The 20460-nt window shown below is 65.8% G+C and carries 21 protein-coding genes; 12 read left to right on the plus strand and 9 right to left on the minus strand.

The features are described 5' to 3' along the window. Window positions 1–85: 85 nt before the first annotated feature. From U5919_RS02290 to ftsZ, 3 genes are all read left to right on the plus strand, one after another. Entirely contained in the window at window positions 86–739 is a 654-nt protein-coding gene (locus U5919_RS02290; RefSeq protein ID WP_336021894.1) for a double zinc ribbon domain-containing protein, read from the plus strand. 211 nt (window positions 740–950) lie between these two features. Beyond that, entirely contained in the window at window positions 951–1130 is a 180-nt protein-coding gene (locus U5919_RS02295) for a ribbon-helix-helix domain-containing protein (RefSeq protein ID WP_049986518.1), read from the plus strand. A 3-nt stretch (window positions 1131–1133) separates the two neighbouring features. Then, on the plus strand, window positions 1134–2333 hold the full coding sequence (gene ftsZ / locus U5919_RS02300; protein ID WP_336021895.1) for a cell division protein FtsZ: 1200 nt from the start codon (window positions 1134–1136) through the stop codon (window positions 2331–2333). A 70-nt stretch (window positions 2334–2403) separates the two neighbouring features. Here the strand turns inward: ftsZ and ncsA are convergent, their stop codons facing one another. Next, complete coding sequence (ncsA, locus tag U5919_RS02305) at window positions 2404–3369, minus strand: tRNA 2-thiolation protein NcsA (RefSeq protein ID WP_336021896.1); 966 nt, start codon at window positions 3367–3369, stop codon at window positions 2404–2406. A gap of 319 nt (window positions 3370–3688) precedes the next feature. Here ncsA and U5919_RS02310 point away from each other — a divergent pair, with 319 nt between their 5' ends. Next, on the plus strand, window positions 3689–4333 hold the full coding sequence (locus U5919_RS02310) for a DUF7095 family protein (RefSeq protein WP_336021897.1): 645 nt from the start codon (window positions 3689–3691) through the stop codon (window positions 4331–4333). Window positions 4334–4369: 36 nt separating this feature from the next. Here the strand turns inward: U5919_RS02310 and U5919_RS02315 are convergent, their stop codons facing one another. From U5919_RS02315 to U5919_RS02325, 3 genes are all read right to left on the minus strand, one after another. Next, the gene (locus U5919_RS02315) at window positions 4370–5176 is read right to left on the minus strand and encodes a class I SAM-dependent methyltransferase (protein WP_336021898.1); all 807 of its coding nucleotides are present in this window, start codon (window positions 5174–5176) and stop codon (window positions 4370–4372) included. A gap of 80 nt (window positions 5177–5256) precedes the next feature. Next, a complete protein-coding gene (locus tag U5919_RS02320) occupies window positions 5257–6087 on the minus strand; it encodes a deoxyribonuclease IV (RefSeq protein WP_336021899.1) in 831 nt (276 codons plus the stop codon). 65 nt (window positions 6088–6152) lie between these two features. Beyond that, complete coding sequence (locus tag U5919_RS02325) at window positions 6153–6977, minus strand: lipoate--protein ligase family protein (protein ID WP_336021900.1); 825 nt, start codon at window positions 6975–6977, stop codon at window positions 6153–6155. A 132-nt stretch (window positions 6978–7109) separates the two neighbouring features. Between U5919_RS02325 and U5919_RS02330 the strand changes: the two genes are divergently transcribed. From U5919_RS02330 to U5919_RS02340, 3 genes are all read left to right on the plus strand, one after another. After that, window positions 7110–8018: a serine/threonine-protein kinase RIO2 gene (locus U5919_RS02330; RefSeq protein WP_336021901.1), complete on the plus strand. Its 909-nt coding sequence runs from the start codon at window positions 7110–7112 to the stop codon at window positions 8016–8018. 205 nt (window positions 8019–8223) lie between these two features. Then, the gene (locus U5919_RS02335) at window positions 8224–8694 is read left to right on the plus strand and encodes a DUF5793 family protein (RefSeq protein WP_336021902.1); all 471 of its coding nucleotides are present in this window, start codon (window positions 8224–8226) and stop codon (window positions 8692–8694) included. A 48-nt stretch (window positions 8695–8742) separates the two neighbouring features. After that, on the plus strand, window positions 8743–9372 hold the full coding sequence (locus U5919_RS02340; protein ID WP_336021903.1) for a uracil-DNA glycosylase family protein: 630 nt from the start codon (window positions 8743–8745) through the stop codon (window positions 9370–9372). 337 nt (window positions 9373–9709) lie between these two features. On the opposite strand, the gene U5919_RS02345 is transcribed toward U5919_RS02340, so the two are convergent. Further along, entirely contained in the window at window positions 9710–10783 is a 1074-nt protein-coding gene (locus U5919_RS02345; protein ID WP_336021904.1) for a DnaJ domain-containing protein, read from the minus strand. Between the two features lie 140 nt (window positions 10784–10923). Here U5919_RS02345 and U5919_RS02350 point away from each other — a divergent pair, with 140 nt between their 5' ends. Both U5919_RS02350 and U5919_RS02355 read left to right on the plus strand, forming a co-directional pair. After that, the gene (locus U5919_RS02350) at window positions 10924–12018 is read left to right on the plus strand and encodes an MBL fold metallo-hydrolase (RefSeq protein ID WP_336021905.1); all 1095 of its coding nucleotides are present in this window, start codon (window positions 10924–10926) and stop codon (window positions 12016–12018) included. Window positions 12019–12044: 26 nt separating this feature from the next. After that, window positions 12045–12329, plus strand: a complete 285-nt coding sequence (locus tag U5919_RS02355) for a DNA-directed RNA polymerase subunit L (protein ID WP_336021906.1) — start codon at window positions 12045–12047, stop codon at window positions 12327–12329. A gap of 84 nt (window positions 12330–12413) precedes the next feature. On the opposite strand, the gene hisF is transcribed toward U5919_RS02355, so the two are convergent. Further along, window positions 12414–13226 carry an imidazole glycerol phosphate synthase subunit HisF gene (gene hisF, locus U5919_RS02360; protein WP_336021907.1) on the minus strand — a complete coding sequence of 271 codons (813 nt, stop codon included), beginning with the start codon at window positions 13224–13226 and terminating at the stop codon, window positions 12414–12416. Window positions 13227–13453: 227 nt separating this feature from the next. Continuing rightward, window positions 13454–15262 carry a glycoside hydrolase family 13 protein gene (locus U5919_RS02365; RefSeq protein WP_336021908.1) on the minus strand — a complete coding sequence of 603 codons (1809 nt, stop codon included), beginning with the start codon at window positions 15260–15262 and terminating at the stop codon, window positions 13454–13456. A 112-nt stretch (window positions 15263–15374) separates the two neighbouring features. Here U5919_RS02365 and U5919_RS02370 point away from each other — a divergent pair, with 112 nt between their 5' ends. Next, a complete protein-coding gene (locus U5919_RS02370; protein WP_336021909.1) occupies window positions 15375–15569 on the plus strand; it encodes a DUF7550 family protein in 195 nt (64 codons plus the stop codon). Between the two features lie 76 nt (window positions 15570–15645). Here U5919_RS02370 and purL read toward each other — a convergent pair whose 3' ends face one another. Beyond that, window positions 15646–17775 (minus strand): phosphoribosylformylglycinamidine synthase subunit PurL, encoded by a 2130-nt coding sequence (purL, locus tag U5919_RS02375; protein ID WP_336021910.1) that lies wholly within the window; start codon window positions 17773–17775, stop codon window positions 15646–15648. A gap of 137 nt (window positions 17776–17912) precedes the next feature. Between purL and U5919_RS02380 the strand changes: the two genes are divergently transcribed. After that, window positions 17913–18596, plus strand: a complete 684-nt coding sequence (locus tag U5919_RS02380; protein WP_336021911.1) for a CehA/McbA family metallohydrolase — start codon at window positions 17913–17915, stop codon at window positions 18594–18596. Then, a complete protein-coding gene (locus U5919_RS02385) occupies window positions 18597–19775 on the plus strand; it encodes an asparagine synthase C-terminal domain-containing protein (RefSeq protein ID WP_336021912.1) in 1179 nt (392 codons plus the stop codon). Here the strand turns inward: U5919_RS02385 and U5919_RS02390 are convergent. After that, complete coding sequence (locus U5919_RS02390) at window positions 19772–20269, minus strand: NUDIX domain-containing protein (RefSeq protein WP_336021913.1); 498 nt, start codon at window positions 20267–20269, stop codon at window positions 19772–19774. The two genes, U5919_RS02385 and U5919_RS02390, sit on opposite strands and share 4 nt — an antisense overlap. Window positions 20270–20460: the final 191 nt, after the last annotated feature.

Here is a 20460-nt window from a genome sequence, read left to right on the forward strand (position 1 = left end):
GAGCGACCGCAGCCGTGAGACGAGACGGCTGACAGCCGTCAGACACGAAGGAAGATTCAAATACTGGCTCGCATATATGCAACCGATGAGTAAGATCACGTTCCGTGCCGACGACGACCTCGTCGAGCGGTTGGAGGCGCTCGACACCTCCAAGAGCGAGGCGATGCGCGACGCGCTGCGCATATACCTCGACGGCGCGGACCGTGACATCGACCGACAGAGCCGGACGGACGAGGGTAGCCACGACGCCGAGCGGGGCGCTCCCGCGGACGAGGAGAGCGGTTCCGTTGACGAGTTCATCCGCGAGCGGGTCGACGAGCTCGTCGCCGACCGCCTCGACGACCTGATCGCCGGCCATCTCCCGCCAGAGCGTCCGGCCCGCGATTTCAACGTCAACGTGCAACTCGACGGCGTACGAGCGGCCCACTCTGTGCCAGCCGAGGTGTCGGCCCGGGAGGCGTCGACCAACGAAGCGTCGGCCACTGAGGCGGCTGGACGGTCGACGGGACCCGAGGAACGTAAGACACAGACGGATGAGGTGTCACAGGACGCCGGCTCGAAACCCTGTGAGAAGTGCGGAGAAAACGTCAGTGCCGATCACGTTTACTGCCCGAATTGTGGAGAGAAAGCGTCTCACCGGGTGTTCTGCGAGTGCGGTGACGAACTCAGATCCGACTGGGCGTTCTGCCCCGGCTGCGGCCGTCGGACATCCGCTGCAGACGTGCTCGAACGCTCGTAAACGCACGCTTGATCGACGTATACGCCGATCCCCCGACTCGTGTCTTACAATCGGCGTTACATTTATAAGGTGTCGCTCTGTGGTAACTGCCGCGTAAGACGGTCGTCTTACAGCCCGCTCCGGGACCGGGAAACGCCCCGCTGTCTCCCGATTTCGGGCGTGTATGACGTTCGCACGGGGTGTGCGCGCCGTCTTACCGGGGGAATGCAACATGGAACGTGTGACACTACGGATTCCGAAACAGCAGATCGAGGAGGTTGAACAGATGGTCGAGACCGGGGAGTTTCCGAATCGCTCGGAGGCGATTCGGTCGGCTGTTCGCGAGATGATCAACGAACAGCAGGCCGACGGACGCGAGTCGCCGACCAAACACACGTGGGCCAAGGTGTAATCAATGCAAGATATCGTCAGAGAGGCTATGCAGCGCGACGAGGAAGAGCGCGAACAGGCAGCCGAGGCCCCGGACGACGACGAGTTCGGGAATCCCCGGATCGTCATCGTCGGATGCGGCGGTGCCGGCAACAACACGGTCAACCGCCTGTATAACATCGGCGTCGACGGTGCTGACACGGTCGCGATCAACACCGACAAACAGCACCTCAAGATGATCGAGGCCGACACGAAGATCCTCGTCGGCAAGTCGCTGACGCAGGGGCTCGGAGCGGGCGGCGACCCCTCGATGGGGGAACGAGCGACCGAGATGGCCCAGGGGACCATCAAGGAAGTGCTCGGCGAGGCCGACCTCGTCTTCGTCACCGCCGGGATGGGCGGCGGGACCGGAACCGGTGCCGCGCCGGTCGTCTCGAAGATCGCCAAAGAGCAGGGCGCGATCGTCGTCGGAATGGTCTCGACGCCGTTCAACGTCGAGCGCGCCCGGACCGTCAAGGCCGAGGAGGGGCTCGAAAAGCTCCGCAACGAGGCCGACTCGATCATCGTCCTCGACAACAACCGACTCTTGGACTACGTCCCGAACCTCCCGATCGGCAAGGCGTTCTCGGTGATGGACCAGATCATCGCCGAGACCGTCAAGGGCATTTCGGAGACCATCACCCAGCCGTCGCTGATCAATCTGGACTACGCGGATATGTCCACGATCATGGATCAGGGCGGCGTCGCGGTGATGCTCGTCGGCCAGACCCAAGACAAGAACAAGACCCAAGAGGTCGTCAACGACGCGATGAACCACCCGCTCTTGGACGTGGATTACCGGGGGGCCTCCGGCGGCCTCGTCCACATCACGGGCGGTCCCGACCTCACGCTGAAGGAGGCCGAAGGCATCGCGAACAACATCACCGAACGGCTGGAAGCGCGCGCGAACGTCATCTGGGGCGCGCGTATCCGCGACGAGTACAAGGGCAAAGTCCGCGTGATGGCGATTATGACGGGCGTTCAGTCCGCCCAAGTGCTCGGGCCGTCGACGCAGAAACAGGCCGACAAGTCCCGGCAGAGCATCGACGCCACGGAGTTCGACGCCAGCGAGAACACCGAGTACTCGCAGGCGCAGAACGGCTCGACCGCGACGGGCGGCTCTTGGCAGTCCGACGGCGGGCAAGAGCAGCGCGAGCAGCAGAACGGTCTCGACGTCATCCGGTAATCGTCGGGCCCCACTCGACCCGCGCCGACTGACCATCGGCGCACGGTCGTCGTCTCCAGTCTACTCGTTTTTACACCGCCGCGAGCGACTCCAACAGTCGGCACTTTCGACAGACGTCGCGCGTCGTTTTCGAGCCGCAGCGCTCGCATTCGCGCATCTCGGCGGTCGAGTCGCCGCGGTAGCGGTCGGCCGCCATCGACGCGATCTCCTCGTAGCCCGAGAGGATCGAGTGCCGCGTTCCGGGGTGGTTCTCTTCCAGTTTCAACAGTAACTCTTGGATCTCACCGCGGAACGCCTCGGAGGCGTGCGGACACTCGGTGATGTGGGCGGGCAAGTCTTTGAGATGGGCATAGAGCGCGACTTCCTTTTCGGGAATGTCGCGGAGCGGCTTCGCTCGCGGCACGAAGTGCGGAGACTCGGTACGCTCGTCGAACGGGCCGAGGCTCGCATCGAAGTGCTTCGCCATCTGTTCGACGTCGCCCTCGAAAACGTTCATCAGCGCCGTCTGGGCCTCGTCGTCGAGGTTGTGCCCGGTCAGGAGGATGTCCGCACCGAACTCCTCGGCGTAGGTCTCGAGGAGGTCTCGGCGGAAGACGCCGCAGTACGCGCAGGGGGCCATCCCTTCGGGGTCATCCTCGACGACCTCGTCCATCCGGACGCCGAACTCCTCCTCGTAGCTCACGAGTTCGTGGCGGAGATCGAGTTCGTCGGCTAATTCGACGCAGGCGTCGATGCTGGCGTCGCGGTAGCCCTCGATCCCCTCGTGGATCGTCAGCGCGAGGATCTCGATGCGCGGATCCCGGCCGAACGTGTCGTCGAGGATCTGCGCGAGCACGACGCTGTCTTTGCCGCCCGACAGCCCCAGTACCCACTGCTCGGGGTCGTCCGGCGAGGCGTCTCTCGGCACGAGGCTGTCGCGGCGGATCCGCCGTCGGACGCGCTTTTCCACCGAGGCGCAGAAGTGCTTCTCGCACAGGTGCGCACCGGAGTAGCCGGCGTGCATCACCGCGTCGCGCTCGCACTTGTCGCACTCCATCGATCCGGCGTTGGCGGCGCGGCAGGATACGGGTTTCGTCTCGGTTCGAAAAACGGGGGAACGCGTGATCGAGGGAGAGGGGGATGGGGGAAGGCACCCCGAGGTAGCGTTACCCCGAGTGGTCACCGCGGGTGACCGGTCGATCGACACCCCCGAGGTGCCGCCCGTGTGTAGGGACACCGTACTGAAAGATCCTCCGAAACCGCACTGCTGAGTGGATCTCTCACGACAATTGACAATTATCTCCGATTCGAATAGCCGTCTTCGTTCCGCGTCGTTCGTCGAAACGCATTCGTCTCCGCGCCCCGTTCGACGGCGTATGAGACGTTCGCGGGCGCTGACTCGGCTCGAATCGATCGTCGACGTCGTCGAATCGGGTTCGCTTCCGGTCCCAGTGCGTGAGGTGTGGGTCTACGGCGACGTCGCGCTCGGGTTGGATCCGATCGAGCGCCTCGACGTGTACGTGACGAAGGACCTGCTCCTCCGTGGCGACCCCGACGCCGCCGACGCGTTCGAGGAGAACCACGGCGTCAAGGGCGTCGGACGGACGATTTCGGCGGAGTGGGCCGAGGCCAACCCGGAGCTGCTGCGGACGAACGCCAGCGGGTACGCCGCCCCCGAGAAGTGTCTCGCCGCGCAGTTGCTTCCGGACGACGAACCCGCGCACTTGGAGGTGTGCAACGCGCCGTTCGAGGACAACGTCCGACAACGGCTGAAGGGCGCGCTCGCCCGCGACGCCCACGAGGAGATTCTCGACCCCCGCGGCGTCTGTCTGTTCGCCGAAGAACAGCGCTCCGAATCGGCGTTCGAGAAGCTTCGGGACGGCGAGTTCGTGTTCCCGACGCTCGCGGAGGCGCTATCGATGCTCGGTCTCGACGACGACACCGCGGGCGAGGCCGCCGACGCCGTCTCGCAGTACCGCGCCTCGCAGTCGGGGCGCACCGTTCGCGGCGACGTCGTTTGAGGCGGTGGATTCGATCGTCGACGAGGCCTCTCTGGCTCAGTCGTCGCCGACGCGTCCGACGACGACGTCGAACGGGACGACCTCCGCGCGGCGGTACTTCTCCTCGCGCATCGCGTCGATGACGTCCCGACCCATCTCGCGCCACGCGCCCCGGAGCTCGTCGTATTCGGCGGCAGAAAGCGTCCTTCGGAGCTCCCGTTCGTGTTGTGCGAGCGCGCCGCCGTTGGCCTTCCGCGTCGCGGCCGCCAGCGCCGCTTCGTCGTACGGTGGTTCAGTCACCTTCCGGTGGTAGTACCGTTGCGTCCGGACGTCCGACAGCCCGGATTCGCGAAACACCGAGAGGAGTCGATCGTCCATCGAGACGTCCGTCTCGACGCCCTCGATGTACGCCGAGCGAACCCGCTTTTCGAGTTCGATTTCCCTGTCGACGGTCGAATCGACGCCGACGTCGCCGTTGTCGGGTTCGATCGCCGCGACGAGATCCGTCGAGAGCCCCGAGAACGCTCGGATAGCGGCCGCGGGATCGGGGAGATTGACGAGGAGTGCCTGACAGACGACCAAGTCGAAGGCGTCCTCGCGGAAGGGCGGACGCGTCGCGTCGCCGGCGACGGTTTCCAGCCCCGTCTCCCCGCGGGCGACTCCGAGGAGCTCCGGGTCGGCGTCGAGACAGGTCACCGTTCCCGGCGATTCCGCGTCGAGGACGCGGGCGAGTTCGCCCGTCCCCGCCCCCGCGTCGAGGATCTGCTCTCGATCCCCGAGCGAGAGCGGCGCGAGCGCTTCGCGGGAGCCGTCCCACATCCCCTCGCGCGTCCGACGCAGATACTCCGGTGAGAACTTCCGCACGCGCCTTCGTACCGGGGGCATCGTCAAAAGCGGGTCGATCCCCCGTCGGTTCCGCCCTCGGGAGGCCGCGTCTTCGTGGATTACGCCTCGCGGAGGTCGCGAACGCGCTCGATGTTCCACGCGAACCCCTTGCCGTCCTCGTTGGGCGTCTCCAAGACCAGCGGCACGTCCACGAGATCGGGATGGTTGACGAACGCCGTCATTCCCGCTTCGCCGATCAGTCCCTCGCCGATGTGGGCGTGCTCGTCCTTGTTGGTGCCGCACTCGTGTTTCGAATCGTTCAGGTGGACGCACGCGAGGTTTTCGAGACCGACCTCGGCGTCCAGTTCCTCGACCGTCTCGTCGACGCCGGCCGCCGTCGAGAGATCGTAGCCCGCGGCGAAGGCGTGAGCGGTGTCGAGACAGATTTCGAGATCCTGTGCGCTCTCCTCGAGCACGTACCCCAAGTGCGCGAAGTCGTCGCCCATCTTCGTTCCGGACCCGGCGTCGGACTCGACGAGTACGGTGACGCCGTCGGGGACGTCCAGCTCGTCGAGCGCCGAGACGGCGTTTTCGAGCCCCTGCTGTTCGCCCGCGCCGGTGTGCGCGCCGAGGTGGACGTTCACGTATGGAATATCGAGGAGCGCCGCGGCGTCGACCTCCCGCTGCATCGAATCGATGGATTTCTCGCGGAGATCGTCTTTCGGCGTGCAGAGGTTTACGAGGTACGATGAGTGAATCACCCACGGGCTGACGTCGTGTTCGCTCGATCGCTCGCGGAACGTCGTGGCGTCGTCGTCATCGATGTCGGGGTTCTGCCACACCTGCGGCGAGTGCGTGAAGATCTGTCCGCAGTTGCCGCCGTCTTCCAGCTGTCGATCGACGGCGTTGGCGACGCCCCCGGCGATCGACTCGTGTGCACCTACTCGCATACGCTTCCCTGTCGCCCCGGAAGTAAAGCCACTTCGGAGTACGACGCGGTCGCCCCGATCCCGACTCAGGACCGGTCGTCGGGGCGGCGGCGGACCCACTCGTCGCTCCCGTATTTCTCCTCGACGCGGATTCGCGCGCGTTCTAACTCGTCGTCGGTCCACGTTCCGACCTCGGCGTCCGCCCAGTCCGCAAGCGACTCCTCGACCGCCGCGACCATCTCCTCGCGGGACGCGTCGACGAGCTCGTCGACGCCCACCACTCGATCACCGAATTGCGCTGGCGACACGTCGTGCCCGGAAAAGACGTCGAGATGCTCGTCGGCGCGGACGGCGTACGTAAGCGAACCGTGCTGGACAACGGCGTCGCGGCGGCGATACTGGGCATTTCCACTGATCTTGCGCCCCTCGGCGACGACGTCGTGTGCGGGGTGCAGCTTCCGGAGGTAACACGCGGGCCGCCAGATCTCCGGAACCGACTCGCTCACGTAGTCAGCGTCGATTCCCAACTTGCCGAACGCATCAAGTATCGGTTCACAGAGCAGGTGGTAAGCGTCCATCAGATCTCCCGGCAGTTCGGACTTCGGCGCGGTGATCGAGTAGGAGACGTCCCCGTCGATGTCGTGGTAGATGCCTCCGCCCCCCGTCTGTCGGCGGGTTACCGAGACACCCTCGGCGGCGCAGTGCTCCCAGTCGACGGTGTCGGGATCCTGTCCGTATCCCAGTGAGAGCGTACTCGGCGACCACCGGTACACGCGGACCGTGCGCGGTCCACCGGCAGCGGCCGTTTCGGCGGCGATTTCGTCGAGCGCCATCTGCATCGGTCCCTCGCGGGCCTCCTCGCGGATCAGCCGCCATTCGCGATCGGCGAGCGGCCCCGGATTCGTGGTCATACTGGGTGCTACGGTCGATACGGGAAAGCAATTTCGTCACGATCGAGCTGGAATTTAATATACCGAAATATAGTTTATATGGGCTAACAGCCGACTCGCGGGCCTTTTACGCATCGCCCGCTCACTACCGGTATGGTGCGGAATGTCGCCGGATTGATGGCCGAACTCGAACCCGAGGACTTCTATCTCCTCTCCGGCGTCGAGCACGGAATGCGCTTTTCGGAGTGGGTCAACCGCGAGAAGCTCCCGTCGCTTTCGAATCTGACCGCCGAGGAGGTGGAGTACCGACTCGATCGGTGTGCGACCCGGGAGTTGATCGAGCGCAAGACCATCCAGTATGAAGGGTACACGCTCACCGCCGAGGGGTACGATGCGCTCGCGTTGCGGGCGTTCGCCGAGCGCGACACGATCGAAGGCGTGGGTGCGCCGCTCGGCGTCGGCAAGGAGAGCGACGTTCTCGAAGTGCAGTCGTATCGACCGCTCGCGCTGAAGTTCCACCGCGAGGGGTACACGAACTTCCGCGAGGTGATGCGCGAGCGCGATTATACTTCAGAAAACCAACACGTTTCGTGGCTCTACACCGCACGAAAGGCCGCAGAACGCGAATACGAGACGTTGGAATCGCTGTTTCCCACCGTCTCGGTACCTCGACCGATCGATCAGAACCGTCACGCCATCGTGATGGACAAATTCGACGGGATCGAACTGCACCGCACGAAGTTACCCGACGAGCAGGCCGTCGGCGTCTTTGATCTGATCCTACGAGAAATCGCGGCCGCCTACGGTATTGGATACGTCCACCGAGATATGAGTGAGTATAACGTCGCGGTCAGCGAGTCGGGAGTGATGCTCTTCGATTGGCCGCAGGCCGTGCCGACCGACCACGATAACGCGCGCGAGTTCCTCAGACGCGATATCGACAATCTCCTCTCGTACTTCAACCGCAAATACCCCCGATTGATCCCGGATCTCGACGTCAGCGCGATCGTCGAGAGCGTCGCAGCGGACGACTTCCAGACCGTTCGCGACCACGTAGCGTAGGAGTATTCGGACTATACGGTCTGATTCGTCGACCCAGCACCCAGTGACTTCCTGCTCTCAGACTCATAAATCACATACTACGATACAGAAAATATCTCCCGCCCGTTGGTATCCTGTTCAGTCACGTGTCACTGTCGTCGATCCGGGCGGCGTCTGACACGGGCGTTACGTTCATACGCGATGGCGTCTAACTCCGATATACGGAATGAGGCGGGATTACTTCGCGCTGGATGTCGAGAACGTCTCGTGGGTCGATGAGGGCGACGACCCCAAGAAGCCGCAGGTCCGGATCGACTTTCACGGGCCCAAAGAGGTACTTGAGAGCCGACTCTCGGATCCGAACGGCGGCTATCTCGAGGCGAGTGAGACCGACGTCGCGTTTCGGCTGCAAGACCCCCTCGACGATCCCGACGCGGCCGGCGTCGTGAGCGTTACGAACCGGATCACCGGCGACTTCGTCCTCGAACTCAACGAGTCGGCCGACGACGTGCTCGCCTTCATTCGCGCCGCGCGCGAGTACGGTCGCAACGCTGACGACGACGGGCGGTACCGCGTCGAAGTTCGCATCGACGGCGAGGAAGCGGTCGTCTACGAGAAGCAGACGTTCCTCGTCTACGACGCCGACGGAAATCTGCTCCGCTCTCACAGTCTGATTCCCTCGGGCGTCGAGTTGTGAGCCGCGAATCGGTCCCGTTTTTAACGGTCTCGTTACTACTCCGATAGCGTGGAGAACGTCACCGACCGAATCCGAAACCCGTTCGGGATGCGACCGCCGTGTGAGCAGTTCGTCCCCGGATACGGCGATGCGAACGCCAATTTCCACGTCATCGGCGACCATCCCGGCGTCCACGGCGGGCTCGATACCGGCGTTCCGTTCACCAACGAGTCTGGGCTCCGACTGCAGGCGGCGTTGCGGCGGGCCGGGCTGCTGCGGGCGACCGGCGAGAACCCGGAGCCGATAGATATGTTCTTCTCGTATCTACATCTGTGTGCGCCCGACGGAGACGAACCGACGCAGTCGTCCTACGACGACTTAGAGCGCTTTTTCGACGCGGAACTGCGTGCGATCGCCGCGCACGTGCTCCTGCCGGTCGGCGCGCGGGCGACTTCTCACGTGCTCGAGACGTACACGGCGCAGGCGTGGAAGACGGAGATCGATATGGAATCGCTGCACGCGACGGAGATCCGCGGGAGCGGTTTCCTCGTCGTCCCGATCAGGGATCCCGCCGAGTGGGACGACACGCACTGCGACCGCCTCGTCGACGGGATCGACACGCTCCGATCGACGGACTACCGGCGCGAAGCCGACCTCGGTCGATTCAGCCCCGGCGATGATCCGTATCTGGTTCGGTGAACTTCCGCTGGATAGTCAATATATTATCGATATATTTGGGGAATATCTCCCGTTCACGGCGGATGGAGTTGCAGTGTTGAATTTCGCTCCGCATCCTCTACCAGAATTGCCCAAATAGTTGAAATCCTCATCGATCTGGGTGGAAATTAGTTCTATCACAGCACTTTTGAAGATAAACGGAAAACAAACAGTCGACGCGCGTGGTCGAACCGGGCGCGTCAGGTAAGGAGCTGCGAGACTGGTGCTCTTCGCAGTGGCTTGGTCAGTCAGGGGTCCGCCCGATGCGGCCCCGTTTCCTTTCACCAGTACGGACGCGTTCTGAGGGGATTCCGAGCACTCACGAGCGCGGCGCACGACGGACGAGAGCCACGCGGCCGACATCGACGAGGAAGCCGACGGTCGCGCCCAGCGGGCAGAGCGCCACGAGAAGGAGGACGACGCCGTCGGGAAGTGAAAGGACCGTGTCGACGCCGAGCGCGACGAGCGGCACGAATCCACCGAGGGCGTACAGGTAAGCGAGCCCGCGGCCGAAGGAGAGCACGACCGCTGTGAGCACGACCGCGAGCGCGACGACCCCGACCGGAAAGAGCAGCGAGCGCGGGGCGTCGAGCGTCGCGGCGAGGGCGAATCCCGACGGGCCGATGAGATCGAACGTCCCGGTGAGCGCCGCCGCGGGATCCGTACGCGCGGTGCGACGCAGGGTCGCCAGCGCCGCTGCGTTCGCGCTGAGATACTGCCACAGGCCGGCGAGATAGAGCGTCCCGGCGAGCAACACGCCGAGCCACCCGTACAGCAGCGGCGACGCGCGGCGCTGTGGTTGCGTCATCGTCGCGGACGCCGATGTAGTGCTCGCCCCGGACTGATCTGCGGTACCCTCGCTGTGACTGCGGGCCGCGTTCGTCGCGGTCGAAGACGTCCGGTTCGAGCCGGCCCCCTCGGCGTTCGTCTGTCGGGTGCGATGCGTCCCGTGTCCGAATCGCTGGGACGTCTTCGTCTGGCGCGTATGATCCGCTCGACTCGTCGCCGACTGCCCCTCTCGGTGGCGTTGTTCGTCGGTTCGGGTTCGACTTCCGGTCTCGGTCGACTGTGTAGTCTCAGTCGATGCCGTGGTTTCAGTCGGGGTTTCGCCCTCGCTCGGCGTTTCGGCTTCGCTCGTTCGGGATGGTTTTGTCGGCAGCCCGTCCAGTCGCTGGTCGACGTACGCCACGTGGCCCATCCGGTCGTAGGCGGCGCGTTCGGACTCCTCGGAGAGCACCTCGTGGGCTTTCTTGAGCGTCTTGAACTGCGCACCCGCCCGCGCGTCGTCGTTGACGTCGGGGTGATACCGCCGGACCTTCCGCCGCCACGCGCGATTGATCTCCTCAGTCGAGGCGTCGCGAGACACCTCCAGCAAGTCGTAGAAGTCTTCCATCCCCTGCCCGCGCGGTTTGCGAGCGACTGAATTGAATGTACCGACGCCGGCGTCCGGTCTTGTCTGTGTATCGATACATACGAGTCGGTATCGCACTACAGTATGGTAACTCTCATAATCGTTCGCACGATTCACGGCGTATGGACGTCACCCGGATCCCGCTCGGAAACACGGTTTTCGAGGGGCAGAACAACGCGTATCTGATCGAGGGAGACGTGACGACGCTGGTCGACGTCGGCATCGCGATGGCCGACGTACGCACGGATCTTCTGGACGGGCTCTCCGCCGCCGGTGTCGACCTCTCCGATCTGGATCAAATCCTTCTCACGCACTGGCACCCCGACCACAGCGGCCTCGCCGGAGAGCTGCAGGAGCGGTCGGGGGCGACGGTCCTCGTCCACGAGGACGACGCTCCGCTCGTCGCCGGCGACGAAGCGGCCGCCGAGGACCTCACCCGACTCAGAGAGCGACGCTTCGACGAGTGGGGGATCCCCGCCGAGAAGCGCGCGGAGTTGGAGGGCGTGCAAGCCAATTTCGCCGGCGTCGCGGGCGATCCGAGCGACACGCGGACGTTCGTTGCGGGTGATATGATTCCCGCCGGCGACGGCGAACTGGAGGTGTGGCACCTTCCCGGGCACGCCGCGGGCCACGTCGCCTTCGCCTACGAGACGACGGGCGGAGAGATTCCGCTTTCAAACGCTGATGCCGACGGAGCCCGCGGGTCGGGGCCGTTCTCGGTCGCGTTCGTCGGCGACGTGATTCTCCCCGAATACACCCCGAACGTCGGCGGCGCGGACCTCCGTCTGGAACGCCCGCTCGAACGGTACGTCGATAGTTTGGATCGCCTCATCGCTCGCGACCTCGACTTCGCGTGGCCGGGACATCGCGATCCGATCGCGGAACCGTCCGAGCGCGCGCGGGTCATCCGCTCGCACCACGTCGAGCGGACGCGACGCGTCATCGACGTGCTTCGCGAGCACGGTCCAGCCGACGCGTGGACGGTCAGCGCGCACCTGTTCGGCGAGCTCGAAGACATCCATATCCTCCACGGCCCGGGGGAGGCGTTCGCGCACCTAGATCACCTCGATCACGCCGGTACGGTCGCACGAGATGACGCGATCGAGCGCGCCGAGACGGCCGAACGCGCCGAGACGGCCGATCGCGACGGCATAGCCTACCGGTTGGTCGACCGCGACCCCGACGTCTCGGCGCTGTTCCCGAAGACGAAATACTGAAACGCTGTGACTGATAACACGGAGATATGGAACTGCGGGTCATCGACAAGACCGAAGAGGAACTCCGCATCGAGGTCGCCGGTGAGGATCACACGTTCATGAACGTCATCAAGGGCGCGCTCTTGGAGACCGAGGGCGTCGCCGCCGCGACCTACGACGTGAACCCCGAGCAGTCGGGCGGACAGACCGAACCGATTCTGTCGATCAAGACGGAGTCCGGCGTCGATCCGCTCGACGCCCTCGGCGACGCCTCTCGGAGCGTACAGACGATGATGGACGATTTCTCCACGGCGTTCGAGTCGGCCGCATAGTCGGTTCGGCCGCGTGATCCGTTCGGCCGCGTAGTCGGGTTCTCTCTTCGTCCCCCGGATCGTTCGAACGACGGTGTTCGCGGGTTACAGCCGGACGGGAACGCCGCGCTCGTGGAGGTACTCTTTCGTCTCTTGGATGCTGTAGTCGCCGAAGTGGAAGATCGACGCCGCCAGCCCGGCGTCGGCCCCGGCCTCGGTGAACACCTCGTACATATCTTCAGGCCCGCCGCAGCCCGAGGAGGCGATGACGGGGGTCGACACCGTATCGCAGATGGCCTTCGTCAGCGGGATGTCGTAGCCCTCTTTCGTTCCGTCGGCGTCGATGGAGTTGACGAACAGCTCGCCCGCGCCGCGGGACTCGGCCGTCTTCGCCCATTCGACGAGGTCGACGCCCGTCCCCTCGCGGCCGCCCTTCACCATACACTCGAACCAGCAGGACTCGCCGTCGACATCGACGTAGTGTTCGCCGCGTTCGTCGTAGCGGCGCTTCGCGTCGACGGAGATGACGATGCACTGCGAGCCGAACGCCCGCGCGCCCTCGTCGATCAGGTCGGGGTTCTCCAACGCCGCAGTGTTGATCGAGACCTTGTCCGCGCCCGCGCGGAGCGTCTCTTTGATATCGTCTCTCGTTCTGATCCCCCCGCCGACGGTGAGCGGGATGAACACCTCGTCGGCGACCGCCGAGACCGTATCGAGCATCGTCTCCCGACCCGCCGCCGAGGCGGTGATGTCGAGGAAGACAAACTCGTCTGCGCCCGCCTCGTTGTATCGCTTGGCCATCTCCACCGGATCACCGGTGTATTTCAGGTCCTCGAAGTTGACGCCGGTGTAGACGGCGGGGTTCCCGTCGTCGTCGAGGTCGACGTCGATACAGGGGATAATCCGCTTCGTGAGCATTTGCTAGCTGATCGTTCGCGGATGAGCCGCTTGATGGTTTCGACTGTGGCAGGTGATCGATCGCTTCCGGACGCACGCGGCGGTGCGACGTGCTGACCTTTTTATCCGGAGACGGAACCAGACGCGCCGTGATCTGACATCGACCGCGGCGCGAGAAGCGGGTGTGCGACACACCGCGTCGCGAGGATCCGTGTCGCCTGTTCGCCCCCACACGTCGATAGCCCGCGCTACAGTTCGTACACGCGCGCTTCCCACGGCCGAAGTCGAAACGTTCCCTCCCCCGGCGCGAGAGCCGTCTCTCTCCGGTCGCAATCGTAGTTCGAGATCACAACCGAGGGGTCCGCGTCGACGACGGCGTCGGCGGAAAGCTCGAATTCGGTCGGCTCTCCGGAGACGTTGAGCACGACGAGCCACCGCTCCTCGCCGAGGGTCCGCGTGTACGCCCAGAGCCGCTCGTGATCCGGTACGAGCGGGTCGTAGTCGCCGTAGATCATCACGTCGTGTTCCTCTCGTAGTTCCATCAGCCGTCGGTAGTAGTGCCACACCGACTCGGGGTCGTCGCGCTCGTCGGCGACGTTGATCTCCTCGTGGTTCGGATTGATCCCGATCCACGGTTCGACGTCGGGATCGGTGAACCCCGCGTTCGACCCGTCGGTCCACTGCATCGGCGTTCGGGCGTTGTCTCGGCTGTTCGCGCGGACGCCGTCCGCGACCGCCTCGAAAGAGTCGATCTCGCCGCGGTCGATCGCCCGCCGGACGGGGTGTATCGTCTCGACGTCCCGGTACTCCGCGAGCGACGCGAACGGCGCGTTCGTCATCCCGAGTTCCTGCCCTTGGTAGACGTAGGGCGTGCCGCGGAGCGTGTGAAGCAGCGTCGCGAAAAGCGTCGCTGACTCGCGGCGGTACGCCCCGTCGTCGCCGAAACGCGAGACCGTCCGCGGCTGGTCGTGGTTGGAGAGATACAGGGCGTTCCAGCCTTCGCCTTCGAGTCCGGCCTGCCACCGGTCGAAGACGGCTTTCAGTTCGGGGAGTTGCCACGCTTCCGTCTCCCACGGTTTCGCCCCCCGATCGAGGTGCATATGCTCGAAGTGAAAGAGCATCGAGAGGCCGTCGCCGTCCGGACCCTGTCCGACGTACCGGCGCGCCTGCTCCATCGAGAGGCTTCTGCCGGCCATCTCCCCGACCGTGAGCAGGTCGGGCGAGAGAACCGCATCGCGCATCTCTCGTATGAACTCGTGGACTCGCGGCCCCTCGCTGACTCGATCGAACGTGTCGCTCTCGGGATCGTCCCCGATCGGCGGCAATCCCGGCGGTTTCGAGATGAGGTTGATGACGTCCATCCGGAACCCGTCGATCCCCTTTTCGAGCCACCACGCCATCGTGTCGAATATCTCTCGACGGACCCGCTCGTTCGTCCAGTCGAGGTCCGGTTGCTTCTCGTCGAACAGGTGGAGGTACCACTCCCCAGTCGTCTCGTCGTAGGTCCACGCGGGGCCACCGAAGAACGACTGCCAGTCGTTCGGGGGTGCCTCGCCGTCTGGGCCGCTCTCTGCCGCCCACGGCACGTCCGCCGCGGCGCGGCCCTCGCGCCAGAAATACCACTCTCGGTATTCGTCGTCCCGCGACCGCCGTGAGCGCCGGAACCACTCGTGCTCGTCGGAGGTGTGGTTCGCGACGAGGTCCATCACGAGCCTGATGTCTCGATCGTGCAGTTCCGCGAGGAGTTCCTCCCAGTCGGTCATCGTCCCGAACTCGTCCATAATCGCGCGGTAGTCCGCGACGTCGTACCCGTTGTCGGCGTTCGGCGATTCGTACACCGGGTTGAGCCAGACGACGTCGACGCCGAGATCGTCGAGATAATCCACCTTTTCGACGATACCGGGGAGATCGCCGACGCCGTCGCCGTTCGAGTCGTTGAACGACCGCGGGTAGATCTGATAGACGACGGCTTCCTTCCACCACCGCCGGGTCTCGCCGTTCGGCAACGTCTCCGTTCCGTCGCGGTCGGCCCCGTCGTCGTTCCGATGCTCGGTCATACGGTCGCGACACACCGAGCACAGTTAAGCCTCGTCCGGATTTCGGGAGGCGTCCCTCCCACGGGCGGCCGATTCGGGAGCGTTTTAGTAGTCGGCGTGCCACGGTCCGCGTATGAGCGATCACGACGGCCACGCTTCAGATGACCACGGCCACGACGACCACGGCTCGGACGAACACGGCAGCGAACTCGTGGACACGCGAGTCACGTCGCCGATGCAGGAGTTCGGGATGGGGAAGGTGACGACTGGACTGCTGATTCTCGCCGTCGGTCTCGCTATCGTCTTCGGCGTGCCGCTGCTCGCCTAAACGCAGACGTCTCGCTTCTCACTACCACTCCAGAAGCTGCACCATAGCGAATCGCTTCCTCGGCCGTTCTCTCCGATTAGTCGAGTTCGGCGGCGAGCACGTCGCGGAGCGACGCGATCGCCGCTGCGTCGACAGCGAGGGTTTCTCCATCCACCAAGAGCGACAGCGTGCCGTCGGTCGTCGCCTCGCCCAGCTCCGTCACCGGCGCAACGCCCTCGAAGGCGGCTTCGACGGCGTCGGGATCGGCGGTCTCGATCACCGCGCGGCCGGGCGTCTCCTCGAAGAGCGACGCGACGCCATCGACAGCGATGTCCGCGCCCGTCTCTGCTGTCACCATCTCCGCGAGCGCGACGGCGAGGCCGCCGTTGCTCACGTCGTGAACCGCGAGCGTCGCCTCGGCGTCTGCGACCTCCGCGAGCGTCGCGACGGCGTCGCTCGCGTTCTCGGGCAGCGTCGGGAAACGGTCGGAGCCGCCGACCTGCGCGAGCAGTTCCGATCCGCCGAGCGCGTCGCCACCCTCGCCGACGAGCAGAATCGTCCCCTCACCCGCGAACGCCGCCGCGGGAGCGTCGTAGCCCGCTTTCGCGCCGACCATCGCGAGCGTCGGCGTCGGCGGGATCGGTCCCGCAATGGAGTCGTTGTACAGCGAGACGTTGCCGCCGACGACCGGAACCGAGAGGTCTCGGCACATATCCGCGAGGCCGTCGACGATGGCCTTGAAGCCGCCGTAGACGTCGGGTTTCTCGGGATTGCCGCCGTTCAGGCAGTCGACCGCCGCCAGCGGCGTCGCGCCCTTCGCGGCGAGGTTCGTCGCGTTCTCTAAGGCGACCGCGCGGGCCCCGTCGTACGGGGCGATCGTCGTCCACGCCGGGACCGCGCCGGCCGAGATCGCCAGTCCCGTCCCGGCCTCGCGGATCGCCATCACCGCGGCATCGTCGCCGGGGAGCAGGGCGGTCCGCGCGCCGACCTCGTGGTCGTACTGGCGGTAGACCCACCGCTTCGAGGCCGTGTTGGGCGCGCTCACGACCGCCTCGAACGCGGCGTCGAGGTCGATCTCGGGTCGGTCGCGCTCGGGTTGTGTCGGTTCGGTCGCGTCGAGGTCGTTCATCGGCGCGCCGTCGGCGAGGAACGCCGGCGGCACGTCGACGACCATCTCTCCGTTGAAGGTACAAACGTAGTTCCCCTCGGCGACCTCGCCGATGACCGAACAGCCGAGGTCGTAGCGCTCGGCGATCTCGGCGACGGCGTCGACGTCCTCCGGGTGGACCTCATAGCACATCCGCTCTTGGGACTCGGCGAGGATGATCTCCAAGGGATTCATATTCGGCTCGCGCTGGTGGACGCGGTCGAGTTCGATCCGCGCGCCGAAGCCGCCCTTCGCGACGAGTTCGGAGGACGCGCCGCCGAGGCCGGCTGCACCGAGGTCGCGGGCGGACTGCACGAGGTCGGCCTCGATCAGATCCTCGTTGGCCTCGATGAGCAACTTCTCCGAGTAGGGGTCGCCGACTTGGACTGCGGGTCGGTCCTCGGTTTCGGCGTCCTCCGCGAGGTCCTCGCTGGCGAACGACGCGCCGCCGAGGCCGTCGCGGCCGGTCGCGTTGCCGACGAGGACGAGTTTGTTCCCCGCCTCCTGCGCCTCGGCTGTGACGAGTCGCTCCTCGTCGAGCAGGCCGACGCAGGCGACGTTGACGAGCGGATTTCCTTCATAATCGTCGTGGAACTCGACGCTCCCACCGACGGTGGGAACGCCGATCGCGTTCCCGTAGTCGGCGATCCCTTCGACGACGCCATCGAGGAGGTAGCGGGTGTGCTCGCGGTCGAAGCCGCCGAAGTAGAGGCTGTCCGTCAGCGCGATCGGGTACGCGCCCATCGAGAGCGTGTCGCGGACGATGCCGCCGACGCCCGTCGCCGCGCCGTCGTAGGGATCGACGTACGAGGGGTGGTTGTGGCTCTCGATACCCATCGTGATGTACGTCTCCGTCTCCGACTCTCCGTCGTTGTCCGGGAGCCGAACCACGGCGGCGTCGTCGCCGGGGCCGACGACGACCTGCTCGCCCTCCGAGTCGAACGCGGAGAGGAGCGGTCGCGACGAGCGGTACGCGCAGTGTTCGCTCCAGAGGTTCTCGAACAGCGCCGCCTCCGTGGGTGTGGGGTCGCGGCCGAGTTCGGCCGTCACCAGTTCGCGATCAGCGTCCGGCAGGCTCATTCACTTCCCTGTTCAAGAAGGGCGAATTAATGCTTTTCTGTGTGCACGTATATGCATTGTTCTGGCGAGTGAGCGGTGCCGGTTCGTTGGACGATCGGATCGGGCCGCTTTTTTAATTCGGGTGACTATCTCCGCCCGTGCTATCGGTCGAGCTGCACGCGCACTCGTCGCTGTCGTACGACGGCCGCGACCCCGTCGAACTGCTCTTAGCGCAGGCGCAGGCCGTCGGCCTAGACGCGCTCGCGGTGACGGACCACGACGAGATCGACGCCAGCCTCGAAGCCGCCGAGCTCGCCCCGGAGTACGGGCTCGTCGGCATCACCGGGATGGAGGTGACGTCGGCCGCGGGCCACGTCCTCGCGTTCGGCATCGACGAGCTCGTTCCCGCGGGGCTCTCCTACGACGAGACGCTCGACCGCATCCACGAGCAGGGCGGCATCGCCGTCATCCCGCACCCGTTTCAGTCCTCCCGCCACGGCGTCGCCGCCCACATCAGCCGCGACCAACTCGCCGCCGCGGACGCGATCGAGGTCTACAACTCGCGGCTGTTCACGGGCTGGGCCAACCGGAAGGCCGACCGCTTCGCGACCGCGCGCGGCCTGCCGAAGACGGCCGGAAGCGACGCTCACATCGGCGAGATGGTCGGGCAGGCGGTCACCGAAGTAGCGACGGACGACCGGTCTGCGTCGGGCGTTCTCGACGCCATCGTCGCCGGCGACACGACCGTCGTCGGCAGTCGGACGCCGTGGCGGATCTCCTTCCGACAGTTCGGCGGCGGCGTCAAGCGCCGAATCCAGCGCACGGTCTCGGATCTGATGTAGATGCCCGCAACCGCTGATTCGTCGGACGATGTCGTCAACGGAACCACCCCCGCGCTCGTTCGGCGGGCGATCGAGACAGGCGAGGCGCTTCCGGGCACCGCCGGGTTCGCGGGAATCGTCGACGGTCGCCTCGTCTGCGACGTCCTCGGCCGCCAACCCCTGTTCGTCGAGGCCGACGATCCGTCGTCGTGGGCGTTCGATCGACGGGAGTTATCCGATCCCGTGCCCGTTCCCGCGGGGGCGGTGACCGTTCTCGGCGACGAGCCACGCGACGACCCGGCGTGGACGCTTCCTGACCCCGCACCGACTGACGACGACGAGCGGGCGCTCGCGGCGGTTCGCGCGGCGGTGCTCGATCGGACGGCTGCGGTTGGGAGCGACAGCGAGAACGACGCCCGCGACGTCGCCGTCGCGTTCTCTGGGGGCGTCGACAGCGCGGTCGTCGCCGCGGGCGTCCCGAACGCGCCGTGCTACGTCGCCGGCTTCGAGGGCAGCCACGACGTCGCGGCCGCACGATCGGCGGCCGAGTCGATGGATCGCGACCTCCGCGTCGTCGAACTCGCTCACGAGGATCTCCTCGATGCGATCCCGACGCTCGTCGACGCGATCGGCCGGACGAACCCGATGGACCTCTCGATCGCGCTTCCCCTGTATCTCGTCGCCGAGCGCGCCGCGAGCGACGGCTTCGAGCGCCTCGCGCTCGGACAGGGTGCCGACGAGCTGTTCGGCGGCTACGCGAAGGTCGCGAAGGCCTCCGACGACCCGCGAGTCGACGCCGACACCGTCCGCGGCGCGCGACGGGGGGTGCTCGCGACGATCCCCGGACAGGCCGAGCGCGACGTCCTCGCGATTCGCGCGGCGGGGGTCGAACCCGTGACGCCGCTGCTGCACGACGACGTCGTCACGGCGGCGCTGCGGCTCCCGGGACACCTCCTCGTCGACGGCGACGAGCGGAAGGTCGCGCTGCGGGAGGCCGCTCGGGAGATCGTTCCCGACGCGGTCCGCACCGCGGACAAGAAAGCCGTCCAGTACGGCACGTACGTCTCTCGCGAACTCGATCGGCTCGCTCGACAGGCCGGATACAAGCGTCGGATGGAGAACCACGTCGAGCGGTACGTCCGAGCACTCGTCGACGACGGTCCCGTTCGTCCGCCGAACGACGAAGACGCGGACGTCTAATCGGTACGCTCGGCGACCTTCGCCGCGCGTTCTGCGGCCTCGATCGCCTCAAGCGAGAACTGCACGGTGTCGGGGTCGACATCGCTCTCGCGGAGGTCGCGCTCGTCGTACCACGCCCACGCGTCCGCGTCGGCCTCGTCGTCGCCCGCGGGGTCGATCCCCCGCGATTCCACGCGGGCGTAGTAGACGTGGTCGATGTGCTGGTGGCCCGCGGTCCCGTCGTCGTGGACGTTGATGTCGTAGAGCATCTGGTGTCGCGGTCGCGGTAGCACTCGCCCGGCGGGGGCGTCGATCGCAGGGGTCCCGTCGACGAGGTCGGCGTCGAGCCCCGTCTCCTCTTTCACTTCTCGCAGTCCCGCCTCGTGCGGGAGTTCGTCGCGGTCGACGTGGCCCCCCGGCGGCACGCGGATCCCCAGACGATCGTGGTGGTGCAGCGCGACGGCCCCGCTCTCGACGATGTACACCGTCGCGGTGAAGTGCCGTGTTGTCTCCATACGCCCCGATGCGACGGAACGCAGGTGGCTCTTACTGTTCGAGTCCGGGGGCGACAGAGACCGATCGGCTGACGCGGCGGTCGGACACCGCCACGCGGCGATCCATCACTGTCCGCCGTTCGATTGCTAACCCGGAATTCCTCCGGGTGGGAATGGAAGGGGCAGGGGCTTCCGGGTTGTTCACAACAGCG

The organism is Halobellus sp. LT62 (assembly GCF_037031285.1).
In the GTDB taxonomy this organism is placed as follows: Archaea; Halobacteriota; Halobacteria; order Halobacteriales; family Haloferacaceae; genus Haloquadratum; species Haloquadratum salinisoli.

What these genes read in the sequence shown, in the direction of transcription:
- U5919_RS02365 (WP_336021908.1), bottom strand. Translation starts at nt 15,262, where the DNA reads ATGACCGAGCATCGGAACGACGACGGGGCCGACCGCGACGGAACGGAG.
- U5919_RS02355 (WP_336021906.1), top strand. Translation starts at nt 12,045, where the DNA reads ATGGAACTGCGGGTCATCGACAAGACCGAAGAGGAACTCCGCATCGAG.
- U5919_RS02295 (WP_049986518.1), top strand. Translation starts at nt 951, where the DNA reads ATGGAACGTGTGACACTACGGATTCCGAAACAGCAGATCGAGGAGGTT.
- U5919_RS02320 (WP_336021899.1), bottom strand. Translation starts at nt 6,087, where the DNA reads ATGCGAGTAGGTGCACACGAGTCGATCGCCGGGGGCGTCGCCAACGCC.
- U5919_RS02385 (WP_336021912.1), top strand. Translation starts at nt 18,597, where the DNA reads ATGCCCGCAACCGCTGATTCGTCGGACGATGTCGTCAACGGAACCACC.
- U5919_RS02345 (WP_336021904.1), bottom strand. Translation starts at nt 10,783, where the DNA reads ATGGAAGACTTCTACGACTTGCTGGAGGTGTCTCGCGACGCCTCGACT.
- U5919_RS02370 (WP_336021909.1), top strand. Translation starts at nt 15,375, where the DNA reads ATGAGCGATCACGACGGCCACGCTTCAGATGACCACGGCCACGACGAC.
- U5919_RS02350 (WP_336021905.1), top strand. Translation starts at nt 10,924, where the DNA reads ATGGACGTCACCCGGATCCCGCTCGGAAACACGGTTTTCGAGGGGCAG.
- purL (WP_336021910.1), bottom strand. Translation starts at nt 17,775, where the DNA reads ATGAGCCTGCCGGACGCTGATCGCGAACTGGTGACGGCCGAACTCGGC.
- U5919_RS02335 (WP_336021902.1), top strand. Translation starts at nt 8,224, where the DNA reads ATGAGGCGGGATTACTTCGCGCTGGATGTCGAGAACGTCTCGTGGGTC.
- U5919_RS02325 (WP_336021900.1), bottom strand. Translation starts at nt 6,977, where the DNA reads ATGACCACGAATCCGGGGCCGCTCGCCGATCGCGAATGGCGGCTGATC.
- U5919_RS02390 (WP_336021913.1), bottom strand. Translation starts at nt 20,269, where the DNA reads ATGGAGACAACACGGCACTTCACCGCGACGGTGTACATCGTCGAGAGC.
- U5919_RS02330 (WP_336021901.1), top strand. Translation starts at nt 7,110, where the DNA reads ATGGTGCGGAATGTCGCCGGATTGATGGCCGAACTCGAACCCGAGGAC.
- U5919_RS02290 (WP_336021894.1), top strand. Translation starts at nt 86, where the DNA reads ATGAGTAAGATCACGTTCCGTGCCGACGACGACCTCGTCGAGCGGTTG.
- U5919_RS02310 (WP_336021897.1), top strand. Translation starts at nt 3,689, where the DNA reads ATGAGACGTTCGCGGGCGCTGACTCGGCTCGAATCGATCGTCGACGTC.
- ftsZ (WP_336021895.1), top strand. Translation starts at nt 1,134, where the DNA reads ATGCAAGATATCGTCAGAGAGGCTATGCAGCGCGACGAGGAAGAGCGC.
- hisF (WP_336021907.1), bottom strand. Translation starts at nt 13,226, where the DNA reads ATGCTCACGAAGCGGATTATCCCCTGTATCGACGTCGACCTCGACGAC.
- ncsA (WP_336021896.1), bottom strand. Translation starts at nt 3,369, where the DNA reads ATGGAGTGCGACAAGTGCGAGCGCGACGCGGTGATGCACGCCGGCTAC.